We start from the raw sequence: 17,393 nt of genomic DNA, 5'->3' as shown, positions 1-17,393 counted from the left end.
GAAACGCAGTGAAGGACGGCGCAGCCGTTTCGCGGGACGAGGACCGGAGCAGGACCAACATTCGTGACGGCCGCGACTGGCGCGGGCCACAATGTCTATTCCTGGTGTTAGGTTTGGATCATGAAGACATGCGAAGAGGCCGGCGTCCACAAGGACACCAGCCTGATTGGGTAGGAAATCGGGCGGAGCCGAAGCTCCGCCCGTTGGCGATCAGCCAAGTGCCGCCATCTGGAGATCGGCAGCATGCCGGCTGACGTTCTGGCCGGGGTTCTCGACCTGGCGCTCGTAGGGCTTCCAGCTTTCGCCGACGATGTGCTCGTAGGCAGCAATGGCACCCTCGGCCGCCATGCGCAGGGCGTGCGACTGAAGACCCATGTCGGCAGCGAACTCACGCTTGCGCTGCGCGTTGCTGTCGAAACCGACCGGACCGTCGAGGTCCTCATCGCGGATGTCGTTGGCGAGCTTAGCCGTGGCATCTTTCGCCTCGGTTACGGCCTTCGAGTAGAACTGGCCAGCTCCGTAGGCGGAGCCGACATAGGAGCCGACGATCCGCTGCAGGTGGATTTGCATAGCCTTGTCGGAAAGCCCCTCGGAGAGGGTGTCGGCGCCTTCAATCAGGCTGCGCTGGTGGAACTCGCGGATGCCGTCGCTGTCGAGGACAGGGAGGCCGAAGCTTTCGGAGATGAGGGAGGCCTGGTTGCCATCCGGGCAGCAGAGCCGGACCATTTCGAGGGTCGTGCCCTTGCGGAGGGCGACGACGCGGGCCTTGGAGTTGGTGGAGCGGGTTGAACTGGACATGAAGCTTACCTTTCTAGCGATGCCTCCAGGTGATCGGCCCTCGGCCGGTCTTCCCTGCGGGTGCGGTCAAAAGGAACCGGCGCAAGCTGGGCGCTTCAGGGTCCGGAGCGTGCCAGGCGAGCGAGGTCGGCTTGCGGACAAGCGGGGGCAGGCCTTCCCTGGCCCCGCGCGGGACGCGGGCCGGCCTTGCCGAGATCGGCGGGTTCCGGCCGCTCCGCGGCGCGATAGCGGCCTTGAAGGGACCGGCCGCTGGTTCAGACCGCAGCAAACCCGCCGGGAAGACCGGCCGAGGGATAGTCATCGCCACCGGCATGCGAGAGCGATAAGCGCCCGGTCAATCCGCGCCCCCATCCAATGTGTTCGTCCCCGCCGCTCCGCAGTTACATTCCCCGACCTGTTCGGGTCGCCATGGAAACGACCGTCACGACCGCTACAGATCGAAGATTGGCTGACGCGCGGACGCCAGCACGCTTCACGCACACAGATCCTGCGATTGAAGCTGGGCCCTCAACGCCCTGATAGCGCTTTCCTGCCATGCGAGCTTGCGCGACAGAGCGTCGATATCCGGCTGATGCTCGGCGGTGACGGCGGCCAGGTTTGCACGATACCGTTCGAGAAACGTGCCGGGATCAGGCGGCTTTCCGCACCGATAGGTGCTCTGGCGCGGGTGCAATCGCGGTATCAGCGCTGTCATGCGCCGTCTGATCTGCCGGTCGATCATGTCCAGTTGCCGCTGGGTCTGCCGATGAGCTTCTTCCATGCGAAAGAGCTGCGCCCGGCGATCTGGCCCGGTCATCACGCAGGTCTCCCCTGCCAACCGACAAAGCTTGACGGCCCGCCATAGGCAGCGTGACGCTCCGGATCGATCACGAAGCCAAAACGACCGACGCGATATTCATCCAGAGGGACGAGAAAGCGACGTTCCTCGGCGCCTGGTCCACGCCTGCCACCGGGAACAGCGACGACCTCGGTGAAGCCGGGTTGGTGATCGCAGACGATCGCCGACACCACGATCCAGTCATCGTGGTGCTTCGCGAAGAAAGCACGCTCATCCTTCTTCCGGGATTCACCGGGTGCAAGCACGCTGTTTGTGATCGCTTCCCAAGCGTCCGGGAAGCTGTCCTTCATGGTCTTCTCGGCGGCACGACGCTCGAAGCTGGTAAACAAATGCGGGAAGCTGAACGCGATGATCGCCCACGCCTCATCCTCTTCATAAGCGGCGCCAACGGCCCGGATCGAGTGATGGACCTTGCCGTTGCGATCGGCCGAAAGGAGAAATCCACCATGGCCGGCTGTCGAGTGGAAGACAACACCGTCGGCATAAACGGTCGCACCTTGCGACTGACCCCAGGGCGTACTCGCACGGGAGCGTTCCTCGCGCCGGCAAAGAGCGACCTTCTCGCGTTGGTGCTCGGCATTCTCCAGAACCCTTGCCCGGAAGGCAATCTCGTCGGCGAGTTCGCCGCCATCACCATAGAAATCGTCGCGCTTCCATTCCGCCATGGGCCGGCGAATGCGCCAACCGGTGACAAGATAATGCCGGCCGTCGCGGGCGGGAGCCATGGCGAACGCATGTTCACCGACGAGGGCAACGGGCATGCCATCGGCGCTTCGACCAAAGGAAACCCCCAAAAATCCGTGAGTTTGGATGAGATCATGCTCGGGGTTGCGCGCATTCATGCCGCTACCCTCCCTTCCACAGCATCCGCCGCGATCGCGTCGGCCGAGATCTCCTGCATGACGGCGTTCGGATATCCGCCGTGGTCCTCCAGATAGTAAAGGCGTTCGAGATAAGATTGTTGAGCTTGTTGTCCGTCTCATTGTCATTGTCGGCGTCGACCAGGCGCAGATCGATGGCGGCATGCCGACCATCGGTGATGACGGAGAGCAGGATGTCGTCGCCCGGCTCGGGGGGCCGGTCCCGCTTCTCGATCTCAGCGATGCGCGCAGCGAGGACCATCTGGTAGTGTTTGAATGCCTGTGTCGGCTTGGAGGTGATGATCTGGCGCTTGCCGGTCGAGATCGAGGGCACCTTCACGAATTGCCGCAGATCCTCTGGCATCACGACGTCCGCAAAGGACCGGAACATCGCGATCAATTCGGGGACGTTGACGAAGCTGGCGAAGCGAGACACCGGCTTGTATTTGCCGGACGGCTGAAGCTCCAGTTCGGTCGTCGTGTCGCCGAAGGTTGACGCCCAGGCATCGAATTCATGCAGGCCGCGTTCCATCAGCGCCGCATAATCCATGAGCCGTTGAACCGTGAACATCTCCCCGAGCGTATTCGTGATTGGCGTACCAGATGCCAGCACCAGTGCCCGGCCGGGATTCCTGGTGTCGATGAACCGAGATTTCACATAGAGGTCCCATGCCCGCTGCGAGCCGTTCGGATCCACTCCCTTGAGCGTCGACATGTTGGTGGCGAAGCTGAGCTTGCGAAACTCCTGCGCTTCATCGACGATGATCTGGTCGACGCCGATCTCGGCTATGGTTAGGAGATCGTCCTTGCGGGTGGATAGCGCTTCAAGTCGTTCCTGCAGGCCCTCCTTCAGCCGCTCGAGACGTTTGCGTGAGACGCGGTCATCGCTCTCGACCTTGGTAAGGAGGCTTTCGTAGAGTTCCAGCTCATCGTGGATCATCTGCTGCTCAAAGGCCGAAGGGACGCCGATGAACCTGAACGCCGAATGGGTGATGATGATCGCATCCCATGTCGCGGTCGCCGCTCGCGACAGGAAGCGTGCGCGCTTGTCCTTCGTGAAATTGGTTTCGTCGGCGACGAGGATGCGGGCGTTGGGATAAAGCGCGAGGAACTCGCGCGCGACCTGCGCAAGGCAATGGCCCGGAACGGTAAGCATGGCCTTGGCGACAAGGCCGAGACGGCGTTGCTCCATGATCGCCGCCGCCATCGTCATTGTTTTCCCGGCGCCGACCGCATGCGCGAGATAGGTTGCGCCAGCGGAGATGATGCGCCAGATCCCACGCATCTGGTGGCCATAAAGAGTAAAGGCGCCCGAGGCGCCTGGAAGTTTCAGATGGGAACCGTCGAAGGCTCTGGGTGCGATGTTGTTGAAGCGGTCGTTGTAGACGCGCGACAACCGGTCGGTGCGGTCTGGATCGGACCAGATCCAGCGCTGGAACGCCTCCTTGATCTTGTGAAGCTTCTCCTTGGCAGCCTCGGTATCGACGACGTTGAGCACACGTCGCTCGCTGTCGCCGTCCTTGATCGTATCGAAGATCTGAGGGACGCGGCTGTTCAAGGCGTCCGCCAGCAGCTCGCCGGCATGACGACGTCCTGTCCCCCATTCGGAGGTCCCGACCGCGAGATAGCCGAGTTGGCGGGCCTCGACCGTCCATGATGCGAGTTCCGGCATGTGGTGGATTCTGATGTCGACGTCCATCGCCTCCTTGACGAAGGCGACCACATCGAGGGCGGGAATCCAGGGTGCGCCGAGGCGGGCGGTGATGTCGGAGGGGCGAAGGTCGATCGGCTGCACACCCTGCAATGCCGTAACGTTCCGCTCGTAAACCGGATCGAGCGCCGCGGCGGCTTCCGCGACTTTCAGCTTGTCGCGGACATGACCCGACAGATAGCCGTCTGCCGTCTGCCAGGAGCCATCGGCCGGATCGCAAAAGATCGCGCTACCAAGCTCGGCGACAACATCCTGCGGATCTCGGTGCAGCAACTCGGCAATATGGTCGAGATCGACCCGGCCGCGTTCGTTCAGGACAACGGCGAGCGCGTCGGCGGCACTCGTGATGATCGGCGGAGCTGGCGGGGAGATTACGCGCTCCGTGAAAATCGGCCCAGGCCTCGCTGTATCATTTTCGAGGTCGTAGTCCTCGATGGAGGCGATCAGCCAGCAATCCGGATCGTCGAGGAACGGCTGGAGGTTGGGTCGTCGATGGCTCTCGCGCGACTCGCCGGTCTCCAGATCCTCGCTGATCGAGACCGTCGTGTGGTTGATTGGACCGAAGTCGCGCACGAAGCTCGACCAAGCGATGCGGAGTTTGACCTGAAGGTCCTTCCACGGTCGATCGAGCTCCTGGGCCTTGAGCACTTCGCGCACCGCGTCGCGAACCGGGATAAGCTTGCGAATGATGCGGATATGTTTTTCCGGGATGCCATCGGCGCTGCGGCCCTTGCGGACCTTCACAGCGATGGGCTCGCCGTCGATCAGTTGCATGAGGCCTCGGGCATTATCGAAGAAGAAGCTGCCTTCACGCACATGGCGCTCGGACGGAAGATCGACAGGAGAGTCACCGACCACATCCTCAAGATCGACATCGATCTCCGTAGGCTCACCGTCATAGCGGTCTTCCGGAAGGAGATTGACCGCGGCCGACAACATGTCGGAGAGAACCTCGCCCTTGTGTGGCAGGCACGTGTAGGTTTCGCCGAACGGGCCTGATGCGAGGGCGTGCGTGCCGAGGACGAAATCTGGGTGCCGTGCAAACCATCGATTGACGCGGATCGCGCCCTCGTCATCGGTTGCCGGCCGCACCTCGTCTGTGTCGAGCCATGCAAGGTCGCCCTCCGGCTCCCCGATCTTGCGCTTTCGGAGAAACAGAATGTCGACGACGACGTCCGTGCCTGCGTCGGAGCGGAAGCTACCTTCCGGCAGGCGGATGGCTGCGATCAGATCGGCGGCTTTCGCGAGATGCTCGCGCGCGGAAACTTCGACCTTGTCCATGGTGCCGGAACTGGTGACAAAGGCTGCCAGTGCTCCCGGCTTCAATAGATCGATGGACCTGGCGATGAAGTAATCGTGCAGCCGCAAGCCGAGCGCGCGATAGGATCGGTCGGAACGGACTGTGCGATCGGAGAAAGGTGGGTTGCCAATGGCGAGATCAAAGCTCGCCGGCAGCTCCGTTCGAGCGAAGTCGCCTGTGATGATGCGCGCCCGCGGCTGCAACAGCCGGGCGATGCGGGCTGTTACGGGATCGAGTTCAATGCCAGTGACATGGGAGACGTTGATCAGGCCTTGCGGCATCAGTGCGGGAAACAGCCCCGTGCCAATCCCTGGCTCCAGCACACGACCGCCCCGCCATCCCATGCGACGGAGGCCCGACCAGATCGCCTCGATGATGAATTCGGGCGTGAAATGGGCGTACTGGGTGCAGCGCGCGAGCGAGGCATAGTCGCTCTCGCCGACGGCATCCTCCAGCTCAGAGCCTATCTCATCCCAGCCCTTACGGAATTCAACCTCGCCCGGCCGGCGGAAGACGCCGTTGGCGAGATCGGACGCACCGAAACCGGTGAAGCGGATGAGTTGCGCCTGTTCCTCTGCGGTGGCCGGACGTTCATCCGCCTCGATGTCGGCGGCGAGCCGGATCGCAGCGACATTGTCGCGGGCTCGTTCCTTCCAGCCCCGCGCGAGAACCCGGCCATCGGCGAGATGGAAGTTCGAACCAAGCAAACGGGCGCGCTTGGAAGGTGCGTGGGCGATGGCTGCGATCGGCATCGCCGGCGCCGGGGACGATGGATCAGGATCGGGATCGTCCTCGGGTTCAAAGCTGCCGGCGAAGGCCGTCACGCCGAGGCCGAGACCGGATGAAAGAGCTGTATTGCCGAAAAGATCGATGGTGAAAGGGTCGTCATGAGACATGTTGTTCTCCTTCGTGAAAGCGCACTTCGCCGGCCCGGTGGTGATCTCCAGCAGGCTCGGCACGCGCGAATTGTGGGATTGGGATGCCGGACGGCCGCCTGACGGCGCCCATCGCCGGATCGCTAGTCCTGCTGGACCGCCAGGAGTTGCATCGAGTTCGGCAGGAAAACGATCTTCAGGTGGGTACAGCCAGCGCTTGCCGCGATCAGTTTCACGAGCATGAAGCCATCGAGAAACTCGATTCCGTCATCGCCGCCGAAATGCTGACGCTTGTAGTGCCAGTAGTCGGGGTTGGTCTTCGGGTCGCACTCTTCGGCATAGACGACGAACGGACGCTGCCCTTCGGCGAGCTTGCCATTAGAGAGGATGTAGACGCCTTCGTCACCGACCAGCCAGACACCCGGCTTTTCATCGCGCCCAGGGTAAAGGCCATAATGGGGATTGCGGAAACCACCATTGAGGTGGGCGTCGAGCCGTCCGCGCATCATCACGACACGCACATCCGTCACGGAGAAGGTGAACATTTCCTCTTCCCCTCATGCCGCGATCGCGTCGGGGAGGTAGCGCAGATGCACCGGCAGCTTGGCGGCGATCTCGGAATCGGTGAGATCGTCTAGCAGTTTGACGTCGCGGCCTCGGTCGGGTCCGAAGAACAGAACTGTTCGACGGCCACGCTGCGCGTGCGGAAAACGCCAACCGGCGTAACCCCGGTATTCGTCGTGGCTTGAACTCCAGATATGCTCGATCCGCTCTTCGCGCGTCATTGCGCGGACCGGCCGGCTCTCCCGATCGACGATCGCGGCGCGCATATGCGCTGATGAATGTTTATCGGCAAGGTCGCAATAGGCGTGGAAGAACCGCATCCGGTCGTCGATCTTCAGCGTGAAGAAGACGCTGGTGATGTGGCCCACGAGGAATTCGCGCATGGCGAACATTTCGCCGTTCATGAAGAGCGGCGGCAGGATATTGAACATGTAGTCATGCTCGGTCTCCGCAAGTTCGAACCACTCACCGCTGTAAAGGCCGCCATCGGCGTCCTGGAAGCGATTGGGTCGCTGTGCATGGCGGTCGAACATGCGGAACATCTGCCGGCGAGCGGCAATACCCTGGTACACCTTACGGATCGGAGAAGAGGGGTTCATTAGCGGGCTCCTTCAGCCTCGTCGGACTTAAGCGCGGCGCATCCTCGGGGATCGCCATCATCTTCAGCCCTTCCTGACCCCTCCCCCGCGGCCGCCTCTCCGTCCGGGCGGGTCAAGTGCCGGCGAAGCCGGGCGAAGCTTCACACTTGACGCGGCTGGCGGGCATGCGGCAGCTGAGTTTCATTCATTTTTCTTCTCTTCTTCTTTCTCCCCAATTCGGCCGCATGGCCGCGCTGATATCCGTCGATGAACCGAGCACTCGTCTTCGCCTTCGTTGTTGTCGCCACCGGCGTCCCGATGGCTGCAGACGCGGAATCGCCGGACCGGGTGGATCCGGTCCTCGATTGCGCAACGCCAGTCCTCGACGCCGACACACCGGAGAAGGCAAGACAGCTGCGGGTGCGGTACGGCGCCGAGGCGATCGTGCGCCAGTTGCGACAGACCTTTGCCCTTCGGTTGGCCGGACTGTTCTGGGAGGAGACGGAAGGAGAGGATAGCAGGCTGGTCCTACGGCTGACGGGTGACGAGCCAGTTGAGAATGAGAGAATGACGGTTTGCGGGGAGCCGTTAATCGTCGAGTTCGTCCCAGGCCAGATGCATACGAGGGAAGAGCTCCAGAAGATCCACAGCAACAATCTCGAATGGTTTCGCGGCAAGTTCCCCGGCCTACAGGGGACCTATGCCGACGAACGCACGGGCGAGATTGTGTTGCAAACCTACGAGCGGGAGGCAGGATCCGACGTTGAGGCGATCACAAATGAAGCAGAGTTCCGCTTGGGCGCCCCGCTGCGGGTCGAGATGATCACGGCAAAGGTGGTGCCGCAGTAATTTCGACTGCGCTCTCAGGTGGTTGCCGCATCCTTCAACATCGCATTCCAGTCCTCGGCCAGCGGCCTTAGACGTTCGAAGTCGCAGCGAAGCTCACTGGCAAGCTCGCGCAACCGGGACACGAATGCCTCGCCCTGTGTATTCGCGTCGGTGGCCGCGACAAGTCGAGCACCGGGCCGTTTGCCAAGCAGGCGTATGGCGTTGTCGGTGGCAGGTGACCAGCCTCCGCCAGTGCTGACGTAGAGTGTGTCGCGTCGGATCTGCTCGATCGCGGCGAGACTCATCGCATCGATAGCGGCCTCAGTTACGCAGACGCGTTCGGCACACTTCGGTCCGAGCCGAAAAAGGACCTTGCTTCCGCCGGAGGCAAAGCCGCGCCATTCCGGCCCACGCTCCTCCCAGCCGGTGACGCCCCCCTCATCATCCTGATGAGCTGCCCACATGCTGCCCCGCGGCCCTTCACGCACGAGATTGTGCGCAATTCCGGCACGGATCACGTATTCGGGAAGGTGACGCTCGTCCCGCAGGTAACGCCAAGTCGCCGATCCCCGCCACGGCCTGCGTCGCGCGTTCCAGCGGTCAGGTATCGAGTGGTCGGGCTCAATCTCACGCGATTGTCGCTGCCATTCCGGTTGACGTGGCTCGAAACCGACCAGGGATGCGACCTGCACAAAGGCTTCGAGAAAATCGCAGCCGTCCAGATGCTGAACGAGCGAATAGACATCGCCCTTGGCGTCCGAGAGCGGATCAAACCAGCCCTTGCCTTCGTGGATGACGATAATGATGTCGTCGGCGCGCCGGTATTTTACCGCCTTGCGCGTGCTTTCCTTCAAATCGATCGCGAAACCGCCTGTCTCCAGCACGGCCGCACAACCAACCCGGATTCGTAGCTCTTCAATATCCGCTTTTTCCATTCTTTTCTCCCGGCCATTCTTTGGCCGACCTTTGCGCAAGTTTATCTCTTCCGCGCAATTCGCGGAACACCTTGGTGACTGCCGCAAAAAGCAAAGGGGGCAAGGGCGCGGCATCGCCGCGGCGCAGCTTCCCTTGCGGCCTGCCGCTTGCTTGCGGCCCGCTGGGCGGGAAGAGCCGGTTCAATGAACCGGCCGGCCGCCTGTGTAGGGGCAATATTCGAATATCGCGTCGACCTCGTCGCCGTCGAGGTCGTCAGCAGGAAGAACGCCGTATTCGTCTTCATCGATCTTGAATAGGATGACTCGCGTCATAAGGGTGCGGGCAAGGTTCCAGGCGTGGTTCTGAGCGAAGCTGAGTTCGTGCGACATTTGATTTGGCTCCCGTTCGCGGGGACCATTCCCCGCTCGACAGGCGCCCGTCAGGTCCAGAACGGGCCGCGATCATCGCGATGGCGAAGCCGTGAGCGACGGCACGCTTGCGTAGTCCGACCCCTTGCGGGTTGATCGACAAGGCCGGGGCTGGAACAAGGGAATAAGCCGAGCAGTGCGGGGATTGGTCTTCGCATCGAGACCACGTCCAAGCAGGAGCCCTCGGTAAAAGTTACGCTTACTGCAGGTCGCAGGCGGACGTCGGTCGGTCCCAGATCAGGCCGCAAAAACCTCAAAATCGAGACAGCGCTAGGCCAGATCGATCTCGTGGCGGTCGATTAGACGATATGCGACGCCATGATGGTGCTGCTTTTCACGGAGCATGGGATTGAAGCCCCACTCGAGATTGGTGATGGATGTCGCTGACCGCGCGAAGAGACGGCGACAAATCACCCGCTATTCGGTATGAATGGATTCGAGGCAGCGACGCACTGCCTCGAGGGCGTTGAAACCCTTGGTTAGCGGTTGGTGTCGGCCGTGACGGCACCACACTCCTTGATCCTTATGATCGGGGAGCCTGTGGCGTATGCAACAGGCTCTCTGAGCTGAAGGTCACAGGGCCGTCTAACCACGGTTTCAAACTCCCCGGTCACCAGGGGTCAATGAGCATCGACGCGGGGGCGAACCGCAGGCGATGAGTTCGAAACCGGATAATGGCAGAAAGAATTTCCAAAGCGACGGTGAAGCTTGGCTACCAGCTTGTTCATGATCTGATGCTTCATCAGATCATGACACGTCCGCTCGACAAGGAAACGCCTGGGTCCCGGTTACGGCAATTTGCGATGATCACCATCATGCTGGATCTTTGCCGAAGCGGTAAAGCAATTACAGTATCGAATATCATTGATGTAACAGGAATGACGCGAGGTGCCGTCGATGATACGCTTTCCCCACTGGAGGAGCGCGGTTTAATCGACGCATTTTGGACTAAAAATTCGTTGGGAAGAGGCCAGGCTAGAGAGTACAAACTCGCTGGTCAATTGACGGTCGATGTCTCCAGCTTGATTAGGGGTGCTGGTTCATTCTGCCAATAGTCTCGATCGTAGACATCGTTCATGCATCAATCATTGTGAACAATGAAGGGTTCATCAGGTTACACGACACGGAAGTGGCAGTCTGTCCGACAATGGTAACCAGGAGGCTTATGTGCTAGGCCTGCACCTGAAGCTCGGTCATCATGCCGGTCGCCATATGGCCTATGTGATGACAGTGAAGCATCCACGGTGCGGCTTCACCGGCATCGAATGCTATGGTGACCATGTTCATCGGCGGCACATGGACGGTGTCGCGTAGCGCCCCTGCGATACGCCGCATGCCAACGCCGACCACCTGAAAGACATGGCCGTGCAGGTGCATGGGATGTGCCATCATGGACATATTATGAAAGGTTATTTCCACCCGCTCGCCGGCGCGGACCGGGATGGGTGTATGATTGTCCCAGTTCTGCCCGTTTATCGCCCACCGATAGGGCATCATCGAGCCACTGAGCATGACGTTGTGGCGTCGAGCGACGTCTCGGGGTGCCAACGGCGTTACGGCGCGCAATGCCGCTTCTTGTGCGAGATCGCCAGAGAAGGCGGGATGTTTTGTGTCCGACACACCGGCAATGCGAGCGATCGATGTGCCAGCGGGCGCAAGAAACATCCCTGTCCGTTCCCTCGCACCCTCGCGTAGGCAAAGCACAGGCAGCGCAGATCCGTCCGCCGGCATGTCGATCTCGATGTCGAGTCTCTGGGCCGGTGCAAGGCCGAACCGGCTTGCCTCGTGTGGCACGCAGGCTTCGCCGTCGGTGGCGACGAGCCGTCCGCGGTCGGCCCCGAGGTCGATCCAGAAGGAAGTCATGGCCGAGGCGTTCACCGTGCGCAGGAGAACCCGCCCTCCGCGATCGACCCGCACTACCTGGGGGTCGTCGAGTGTGCGATCATTGGCCAGATACGCGTCAAAGTCGAAATCATTGAGGTCCATGTGCATGGACCTCATGCCCATCATTCCGCCCATGCCCTGCAAATTGCCCATCATACCGGGCATTCCCGGCATGGCTCCCGATTCTGGTGCTCTGCCATGACCCATCACGGCATGATCCATGCCCGCTCCACCCGTCAATTCGCTGAGCACGTCCTCAGGCGTCCTGAAGGAGAAGTCGTGCAGAAACAACACCACTTCCTGCCGATCGGCGACGAGATCGGCCAGCGAACGCACGATGAGCGGCGCAGCCAGAAGGCCGATCTCCTGTGCCGGAATGTGACTGTGCATCCAGAAAGTGCCGGGGCGCGCAACGTAATCGTAGGCACGCGTTTCGCCTGGCGCAAGCATCGGATTGGTGTTGGGCACGCCGTCTTGGGCATTGGGCGGAATCTGGCCATGCCAATGCACAATCGTCTCTTTTCCGAGAGCATTGGTCAAATCCACCCGGAAGCGCTGGCCGGGGTCGAGCGTAAGCCCGAGATCGCCCTGCGCGTTGACCAGTCCCATGACAGTAGCGGCACGTCCTCCGACCTCGATCGTGCGCGTGGTGGCGGATAGCGTGAGTGCTTCAGGTGCAGCAAAGGTGCGGGCCGGCAAGAGCGTCGTAGCAGTTGCCGCAGTGGAAGCTGCGAGAAATTGTCGGCGAGATATAAGATGTGTCACTATCCGATCCCCGTTTTCCGGCAACGTCACTGAGATTTCACAGAGGATCGGACGAGCGAGGTGATCAACAGAACAATCAGGGCCACGAAGCCGCCGAAAATCGAAACCATGGCGAGTGGCCCGAACAGCATCATCCAACCCATGCCATTCCACATGCCTGCCATGGGGGACATCCCGTTAAAGCCTTGCTGGGACATGAAGGGGGAAACGGGGCCGAAAGTGGGAAACAGGAACATCGTCGCAATTCCGGCGATGAGCGCGACGGTAGAAATTGCGGCCAGTTTTGCTGTGCGGGTCATAGTTTTCTCCAGGCTGATTTGGCTGTTGATCGTTGGCGATCATCTGGCCTGGAAAATGTCACCCAAGTTTCTCAGGGAAGCACCCTTTTGTGACAAATCGTTACAACCAGTCCATCAGACAATATTTGTTTCATATTTACTCGGCAGCCTCGTCTCTTTTGGGTTAGTTGGAAAGTCATGCAAAATAGCTCTCATATACTCATCGTCGACGACCATCGTGAAATCCGCGAACTGGTTTCGCGCGCGCTTGCCAAAGAGGGCTTTCGCGTCAGTGCTGCCGCCGATGGCCGGGCGATGCGGAAAGTCATGGCAGATGCGCGTATCGACCTCATCGTTCTCGATCTGATGCTACCGGGTGAGGATGGACTCTCACTTTGCCGGGCATTGCGTGCTGAATCGAACGTCCCAATTATCATGTTGACGGCGAAAGGAGACGAGATCGATCGGGTCGTAGGTCTCGAAGTGGGAGCCGACGATTATGTCCCGAAGCCTTTCGGTAGCCGCGAATTGATCGCCCGAATAAGGGCCGTCCTGCGTCGTACCCAGAATGACGGAGCAACAGACCAACCTCACCGGCCCAAGCGATACTGTTTTGACCGCTGGCGTCTCGACACCGGCGCAAGGGAACTCCAGCGCGAAGATGAGATCACGGTACCACTCAGCACTGGTGAGTTCGACCTCCTCTTGGCGTTGATAGAGCGGCCTGGGCGGGTGTTGAGTCGCGACCAGCTCCTGGATTTAGCCAGAGGGAGGACTGCCAATTCGTTCGACCGAAGCATCGACACCCAGGTGAGCCGCCTGCGCAAGAAACTGGAGGTAGAGCCCAACGACCCGAAGATCATCAAGACGGTGTGGGGCGACGGCTATATATTCGCTGCCGAGGTAACGTACGAATGAGGCGTCTGCTTCCACAAAGCCTGTTCGGTCAGACTTTGCTTGTGCTTCTCGTCGGTCTCTTCGCTTCCCACCTTATAGGCACATGGATCTACAGCGCCGACCGTGGACAGATTGTGCGTGCAGTCGGCGGCGTGGCGATCGCTCAACGAATCACAAACCTTACGCGGCTCGTGCGTGACGCGCCCGACGAATGGCGCGCTCGTATAGTTAAGGACTCTAGCGACGAGGCATTTAGGGTCACGCTTTCGCCGGGGCCGCCATTGGCGACATGGGCCGACAATGACACGCTGGCGGCTGAAGCCTTGAAACAGCTTCTTATCGAGCAGCTATCTCTGGACAGAGCGTCCGAGCCGGTTGTTTCGTCGTCACGACCGCGCGGCATGATGGTTGGCATAGCTGAGCGGATGATGCCGCAAGATTCGATGATGCACGACATGGCTCAACAGATGATGGGCAAGAGCTCGATGCACGAATTCGCCGCCTTAGGTCCGTTCGCGGGATTTCGCGAGTTGCAGGTCGCCATGCCGTTGCGGGATGGACAGTGGCTGACCTTTACAACTGTCCTGCCGGAAAGTGGGGCCGCCTTCTCCCTACGCTTCCTCGTGTCGATGGGGATCATGGCGGTGATTACCGTTCTGGTGACGATCTGGGTCGTGCGCCGGGTAATGGCACCACTGACAGGCCTTTCCAAGGCCGCTTCGAGGCTGGGCGAGGACTTAAATGCGCCGCCAATGCCGGAGGCTGGAACGGTTGAGACCAGGCAGGCCGCCCACGCCTTCAACACCATGCAGGCGCGCTTGCGCGGCATGATAGAGGATCGCACGAAGATGCTGGCTGCCATCTCCCATGATTTCCGTACGCCGCTGACGCTCTTGCGGCTAAGAGTTGAAAACGTCGACGATCCAGTTGAACGCGAGAAAATGCTGTCGACCATAGCGGATCTGGACCACATGGTCGCAGCGACGCTGGAATTCGCCAGCGGCAGCGCGAAACAGGCGCCCCGCCGCCCTACCGATCTCACAGCCCTGATCGCGAGCATCGCGGACGATTTGGCCGATGGTGGCCTCGCGGTCAGCATGGAAGCCTCCCGGCCAATAATCTACGAATGTGATCCGGCCACGCTCAAAAGAGCAATCACCAACCTGATCGATAATGCCGTGAAATACGGCGGCCGCGCGGAGATTGCGATCCGTGAGACGCTACGGGAGATCGAAATCACCATTGATGACACAGGCCCAGGGATTCCTGCGGTGGAACTCACGCACGTTTTCGAGCCGCTCTATCGCCTCGAAAGCTCTCGCAACCGGGAAACGGGTGGAATGGGTTTGGGGCTTTCAATCGCCCTGTCCATCATCCGGGCTCATGGGGGGCAGCTTACACTGTCAAATCGATCTGAAGGCGGGCTGCGCGCGTTGATATATTTTCCCAACGATTCAAAATAAGCACGATCCAAAAAAATGCCCGGGAAAGCGCAAGACCAGGTTCTGTCGGGCTGCGGGTTGCCGGCGATCAAAGGGATGGTTTCTATCTCGAACCGGCTTTCGCCGAGCTCAACAATGTCCGACAGCTCGAACACTTTCGTGTCTTGAAGTCGATCAGGTCAACCTTGCCGACACCCAATTGATCAGCGTCCCTAAACTTATTAGTCGCCACGAAGCATCACATGTTGTGGATCGGTACGGCGTTCGTCTTCCTTCTTGTCGTGTCGTCACGCGATCGATTTGAGAGGATCTTCTTGACGCTGTCGGGGGGAAGCTTTTTCCAAGCAGTCGGTTTGTACCGTATCGGAAAAGCGCATCTCCGCTCTCAGTCCGCCCTCGAGACGATTTGCGAGATAAACCTCTCCTCCAATCCGCTTTATAGCGAGATCGGCGATCGCCAAACCAAGACCACTGCCCATTACCGTCTTATTTCGGCCCCGGAAGAATCTGTCGCGGACCTTCGGTAACTCCTCCTCCGGTATGCCCGGTCCGCTGTCATCAATGATGATAGCGAATCCGTCTGCCCCGTTGCGCACCCAGCAGCGCACCACTCCGTCCCGACCCGAATGCAGGGCGGCATTCTCCAAGAGGTTTCGCGATGCAAGGGTGAACAATGAGGGATCCACAGAGAGGCAGATACTCGCCAGCGCCTGATCCATCTCGAATGTGGCGGTGTCCGAATAATGCTGATCGATGTCATCCGCCAATTGCCCGAGGATTCTGCCGAGGTTGACATCGCGTTTGGTCGTTGTGATCTCGCCACTTTCGGTATTCGTCAGATCGGTCAGCTGTCTGACCAGGCGAGACGTCCGATCCACTCCGATCACTATTTGCCGCAAAGCGTTGCTTCTTATCTCGGGGTCTTCACTTCCTAGCGCTACCTGCGCCTGTGTTTTCAGGCCGGCAATCGGCGTTCGCAGTTCGTGCGCCGCGAAGGCGGTAAAGTCGCGTTCTCGTTCGCGAGCCGCGCTCACGCGTCCAAACAGCCCGTTCAGTGATCGGATGACGGGTACAATCTCCTTGGGCGTATCGATGTCGGGTAAGGCACTTAAATCTGATGCCGGACGCGTCTCGAGTGTCCGGGCCATCGCGCTCATCGGAGCGAGACCTTGCCTGACGCTTAGCCAGATCAGGCCGGCCAGGATAGGCAGTATCAGCAACGCGGGGAGCGCAAGCCCCCGGATGACGTCTTCGACCAACCGATCGCGAACGCGCATGTTGTCGCCGACGAGCACACGCATGCCAAGATCAGCATTCGCAACCGCATAAACGCGCCAGATCTCGCCGTCGACCAATGTTTCCGAGAATCCATCGCCACTTTCGGTGAGAGGGGTCGTAGGCGCTGCGTCCGAGCGACCAACCAGCGTTCCGTTGAACGCCCATATCTGGCAGGAAAGTTGCCGTTCGTAGGACGTATGTTGAGCCGATACGACTGGAGGAATTTGCGCGGCACGGGATGGGTCGATTTCCTGGCTGGTGATCAGCGAGCTGACCATTCGCGCCGCTTCGATCAATCGCGCGTCGAGAACCCGTTCGACCTCCGCTCGAGTGCTGAGATAAATCCATGCAATCGCCGACATCCACACGACGCCTGTGGTGATCATCAAAATGAGGAACAAGCGGCTTCGGATCGATGTCATGGCGATTCCTCCGCCAGCCTGTATCCCACACCTCTCACGGTTTCGATGGTAGCAGGGCCAAGCTTTTGCCGGAGGTTATGGATATGGACCTCAATCGTATTGCTTTCTACATCCTCTTGCCAGCCATAGAGACGATCTTCCAGGTGGCCCTTGGATAGAATCTGTCCGGGCCGGTCCATCAGCGCGTGCAGGATGGAGAACTCGCGACGCGACAGCTTTACGGGGTCGCCTGACCTTGAGACCGTCATCATTGCCGGGTCGAGCCGCAACTCGCGCCAAACACGGCAAGCTGAGGCAGTTCCATTGCCGCGCCGTGTCAGAGCTCGCAATCGTGCGGCCACTTCGTTGAGATCGAACGGCTTGCCGAGATAGTCATCGGCTCCGGCATCAAGACCGGCAATGCGGTCGGGGATGCTGTCACGCGCCGTTAGGAGCAAAACTGGCGTTGCTACCTTGCGCGCCCGCATTTCGTCGAGGATGTCGAGCCCGGATCCGTCGGGAAGCATCAGATCGAGGACCACTGCATCGAAAGCTGAGCTATGCAGCGCCGCAGAAGCATCGCCACAGGTCGAAACAGCGTCGACTGTAAAGCCTGCGAGGCCGAGACCGACCTGCAAGCCGTTCAATAATACTGCATCGTCTTCGACCACTAGAACTCTCATAACACCTCTAATTACCTCCGACAGAAGATCTGCCATTCACCCGCGACCTTAAGCCAGCCTTAAGGTGACG

General features: G+C 60.2%; 15 protein-coding genes and 1 pseudogene. 4 read left to right on the top strand and 12 right to left on the bottom strand.

The features are described 5' to 3' along the window. Window positions 1–210: 210 nt before the first annotated feature. From MIC97_RS24935 to MIC97_RS24910, 6 genes and pseudogenes are all read right to left on the bottom strand, one after another. On the bottom strand, window positions 211–798 hold the full coding sequence (locus MIC97_RS24935; protein ID WP_239802561.1) for a hypothetical protein: 588 nt from the start codon (window positions 796–798) through the stop codon (window positions 211–213). Window positions 799–1,270: 472 nt separating this feature from the next. Then, complete coding sequence (locus MIC97_RS24930) at window positions 1,271–1,594, bottom strand: hypothetical protein (protein WP_239802560.1); 324 nt, start codon at window positions 1,592–1,594, stop codon at window positions 1,271–1,273. Then, window positions 1,594–2,478 (bottom strand): hypothetical protein, encoded by an 885-nt coding sequence (locus tag MIC97_RS24925; protein WP_239802559.1) that lies wholly within the window; start codon window positions 2,476–2,478, stop codon window positions 1,594–1,596. Before MIC97_RS24925 ends, MIC97_RS24930 begins: the two co-directional genes overlap by 1 nt. Before the next feature lie 76 nt (window positions 2,479–2,554). Continuing rightward, a pseudogene (locus tag MIC97_RS24920) lies at window positions 2,555–6,403 on the bottom strand (lactate dehydrogenase); the annotation flags it as partial. Between the two features lie 122 nt (window positions 6,404–6,525). Continuing rightward, window positions 6,526–6,927, bottom strand: coding sequence for a DUF3085 domain-containing protein (locus MIC97_RS24915; protein WP_239802558.1), 402 nt, complete (start codon window positions 6,925–6,927; stop codon window positions 6,526–6,528). Between the two features lie 12 nt (window positions 6,928–6,939). After that, entirely contained in the window at window positions 6,940–7,545 is a 606-nt protein-coding gene (locus tag MIC97_RS24910) for a DUF1419 domain-containing protein (RefSeq protein WP_239802557.1), read from the bottom strand. 246 nt (window positions 7,546–7,791) lie between these two features. Between MIC97_RS24910 and MIC97_RS24905 the strand changes: the two genes are divergently transcribed. Next, complete coding sequence (locus tag MIC97_RS24905; RefSeq protein ID WP_239802556.1) at window positions 7,792–8,373, top strand: hypothetical protein; 582 nt, start codon at window positions 7,792–7,794, stop codon at window positions 8,371–8,373. A 14-nt stretch (window positions 8,374–8,387) separates the two neighbouring features. Here the strand turns inward: MIC97_RS24905 and MIC97_RS24900 are convergent, their stop codons facing one another. Both MIC97_RS24900 and MIC97_RS24895 read right to left on the bottom strand, forming a co-directional pair. Next, complete coding sequence (locus MIC97_RS24900) at window positions 8,388–9,287, bottom strand: DUF3991 and toprim domain-containing protein (RefSeq protein WP_239802555.1); 900 nt, start codon at window positions 9,285–9,287, stop codon at window positions 8,388–8,390. Window positions 9,288–9,467: 180 nt separating this feature from the next. Continuing rightward, window positions 9,468–9,656: a hypothetical protein gene (locus MIC97_RS24895; RefSeq protein ID WP_239802554.1), complete on the bottom strand. Its 189-nt coding sequence runs from the start codon at window positions 9,654–9,656 to the stop codon at window positions 9,468–9,470. A 713-nt stretch (window positions 9,657–10,369) separates the two neighbouring features. Here MIC97_RS24895 and MIC97_RS24890 point away from each other — a divergent pair. Next, window positions 10,370–10,750 carry a MarR family transcriptional regulator gene (locus MIC97_RS24890; protein ID WP_239802553.1) on the top strand — a complete coding sequence of 127 codons (381 nt, stop codon included), beginning with the start codon at window positions 10,370–10,372 and terminating at the stop codon, window positions 10,748–10,750. A gap of 115 nt (window positions 10,751–10,865) precedes the next feature. Here the strand turns inward: MIC97_RS24890 and MIC97_RS24885 are convergent, their stop codons facing one another. Both MIC97_RS24885 and MIC97_RS24880 read right to left on the bottom strand, forming a co-directional pair. Further along, window positions 10,866–12,344 (bottom strand): multicopper oxidase domain-containing protein, encoded by a 1,479-nt coding sequence (locus tag MIC97_RS24885; protein ID WP_239802552.1) that lies wholly within the window; start codon window positions 12,342–12,344, stop codon window positions 10,866–10,868. Between the two features lie 26 nt (window positions 12,345–12,370). After that, window positions 12,371–12,643 carry a hypothetical protein gene (locus MIC97_RS24880; protein WP_239802551.1) on the bottom strand — a complete coding sequence of 91 codons (273 nt, stop codon included), beginning with the start codon at window positions 12,641–12,643 and terminating at the stop codon, window positions 12,371–12,373. Between the two features lie 177 nt (window positions 12,644–12,820). Between MIC97_RS24880 and MIC97_RS24875 the strand changes: the two genes are divergently transcribed. Then, window positions 12,821–13,540 carry a response regulator gene (locus MIC97_RS24875; protein ID WP_239802550.1) on the top strand — a complete coding sequence of 240 codons (720 nt, stop codon included), beginning with the start codon at window positions 12,821–12,823 and terminating at the stop codon, window positions 13,538–13,540. Further along, window positions 13,537–14,982: an ATP-binding protein gene (locus MIC97_RS24870; protein ID WP_239802549.1), complete on the top strand. Its 1,446-nt coding sequence runs from the start codon at window positions 13,537–13,539 to the stop codon at window positions 14,980–14,982. Before MIC97_RS24875 ends, MIC97_RS24870 begins: the two co-directional genes overlap by 4 nt. 266 nt (window positions 14,983–15,248) lie before the next feature. Here MIC97_RS24870 and MIC97_RS24865 read toward each other — a convergent pair whose 3' ends face one another. Then, window positions 15,249–16,661 (bottom strand): ATP-binding protein, encoded by a 1,413-nt coding sequence (locus MIC97_RS24865; RefSeq protein ID WP_239802548.1) that lies wholly within the window; start codon window positions 16,659–16,661, stop codon window positions 15,249–15,251. Then, entirely contained in the window at window positions 16,658–17,323 is a 666-nt protein-coding gene (locus tag MIC97_RS24860; RefSeq protein WP_094538803.1) for a response regulator, read from the bottom strand. The genes MIC97_RS24865 and MIC97_RS24860 overlap by 4 nt, the downstream gene beginning before the upstream one ends. Between the last annotated feature and the right edge of the window lie 70 nt (window positions 17,324–17,393).

It is taken from the genome of Aquamicrobium sp. NLF2-7, assembly GCF_022359935.1.
Lineage (GTDB): Bacteria > Pseudomonadota > Alphaproteobacteria > Rhizobiales > Rhizobiaceae > Mesorhizobium > Mesorhizobium lusatiense.
The sequence above is the reverse complement of the archived record's forward strand: the minus strand, read 5'-3'. Positions and strand labels throughout refer to the sequence as shown.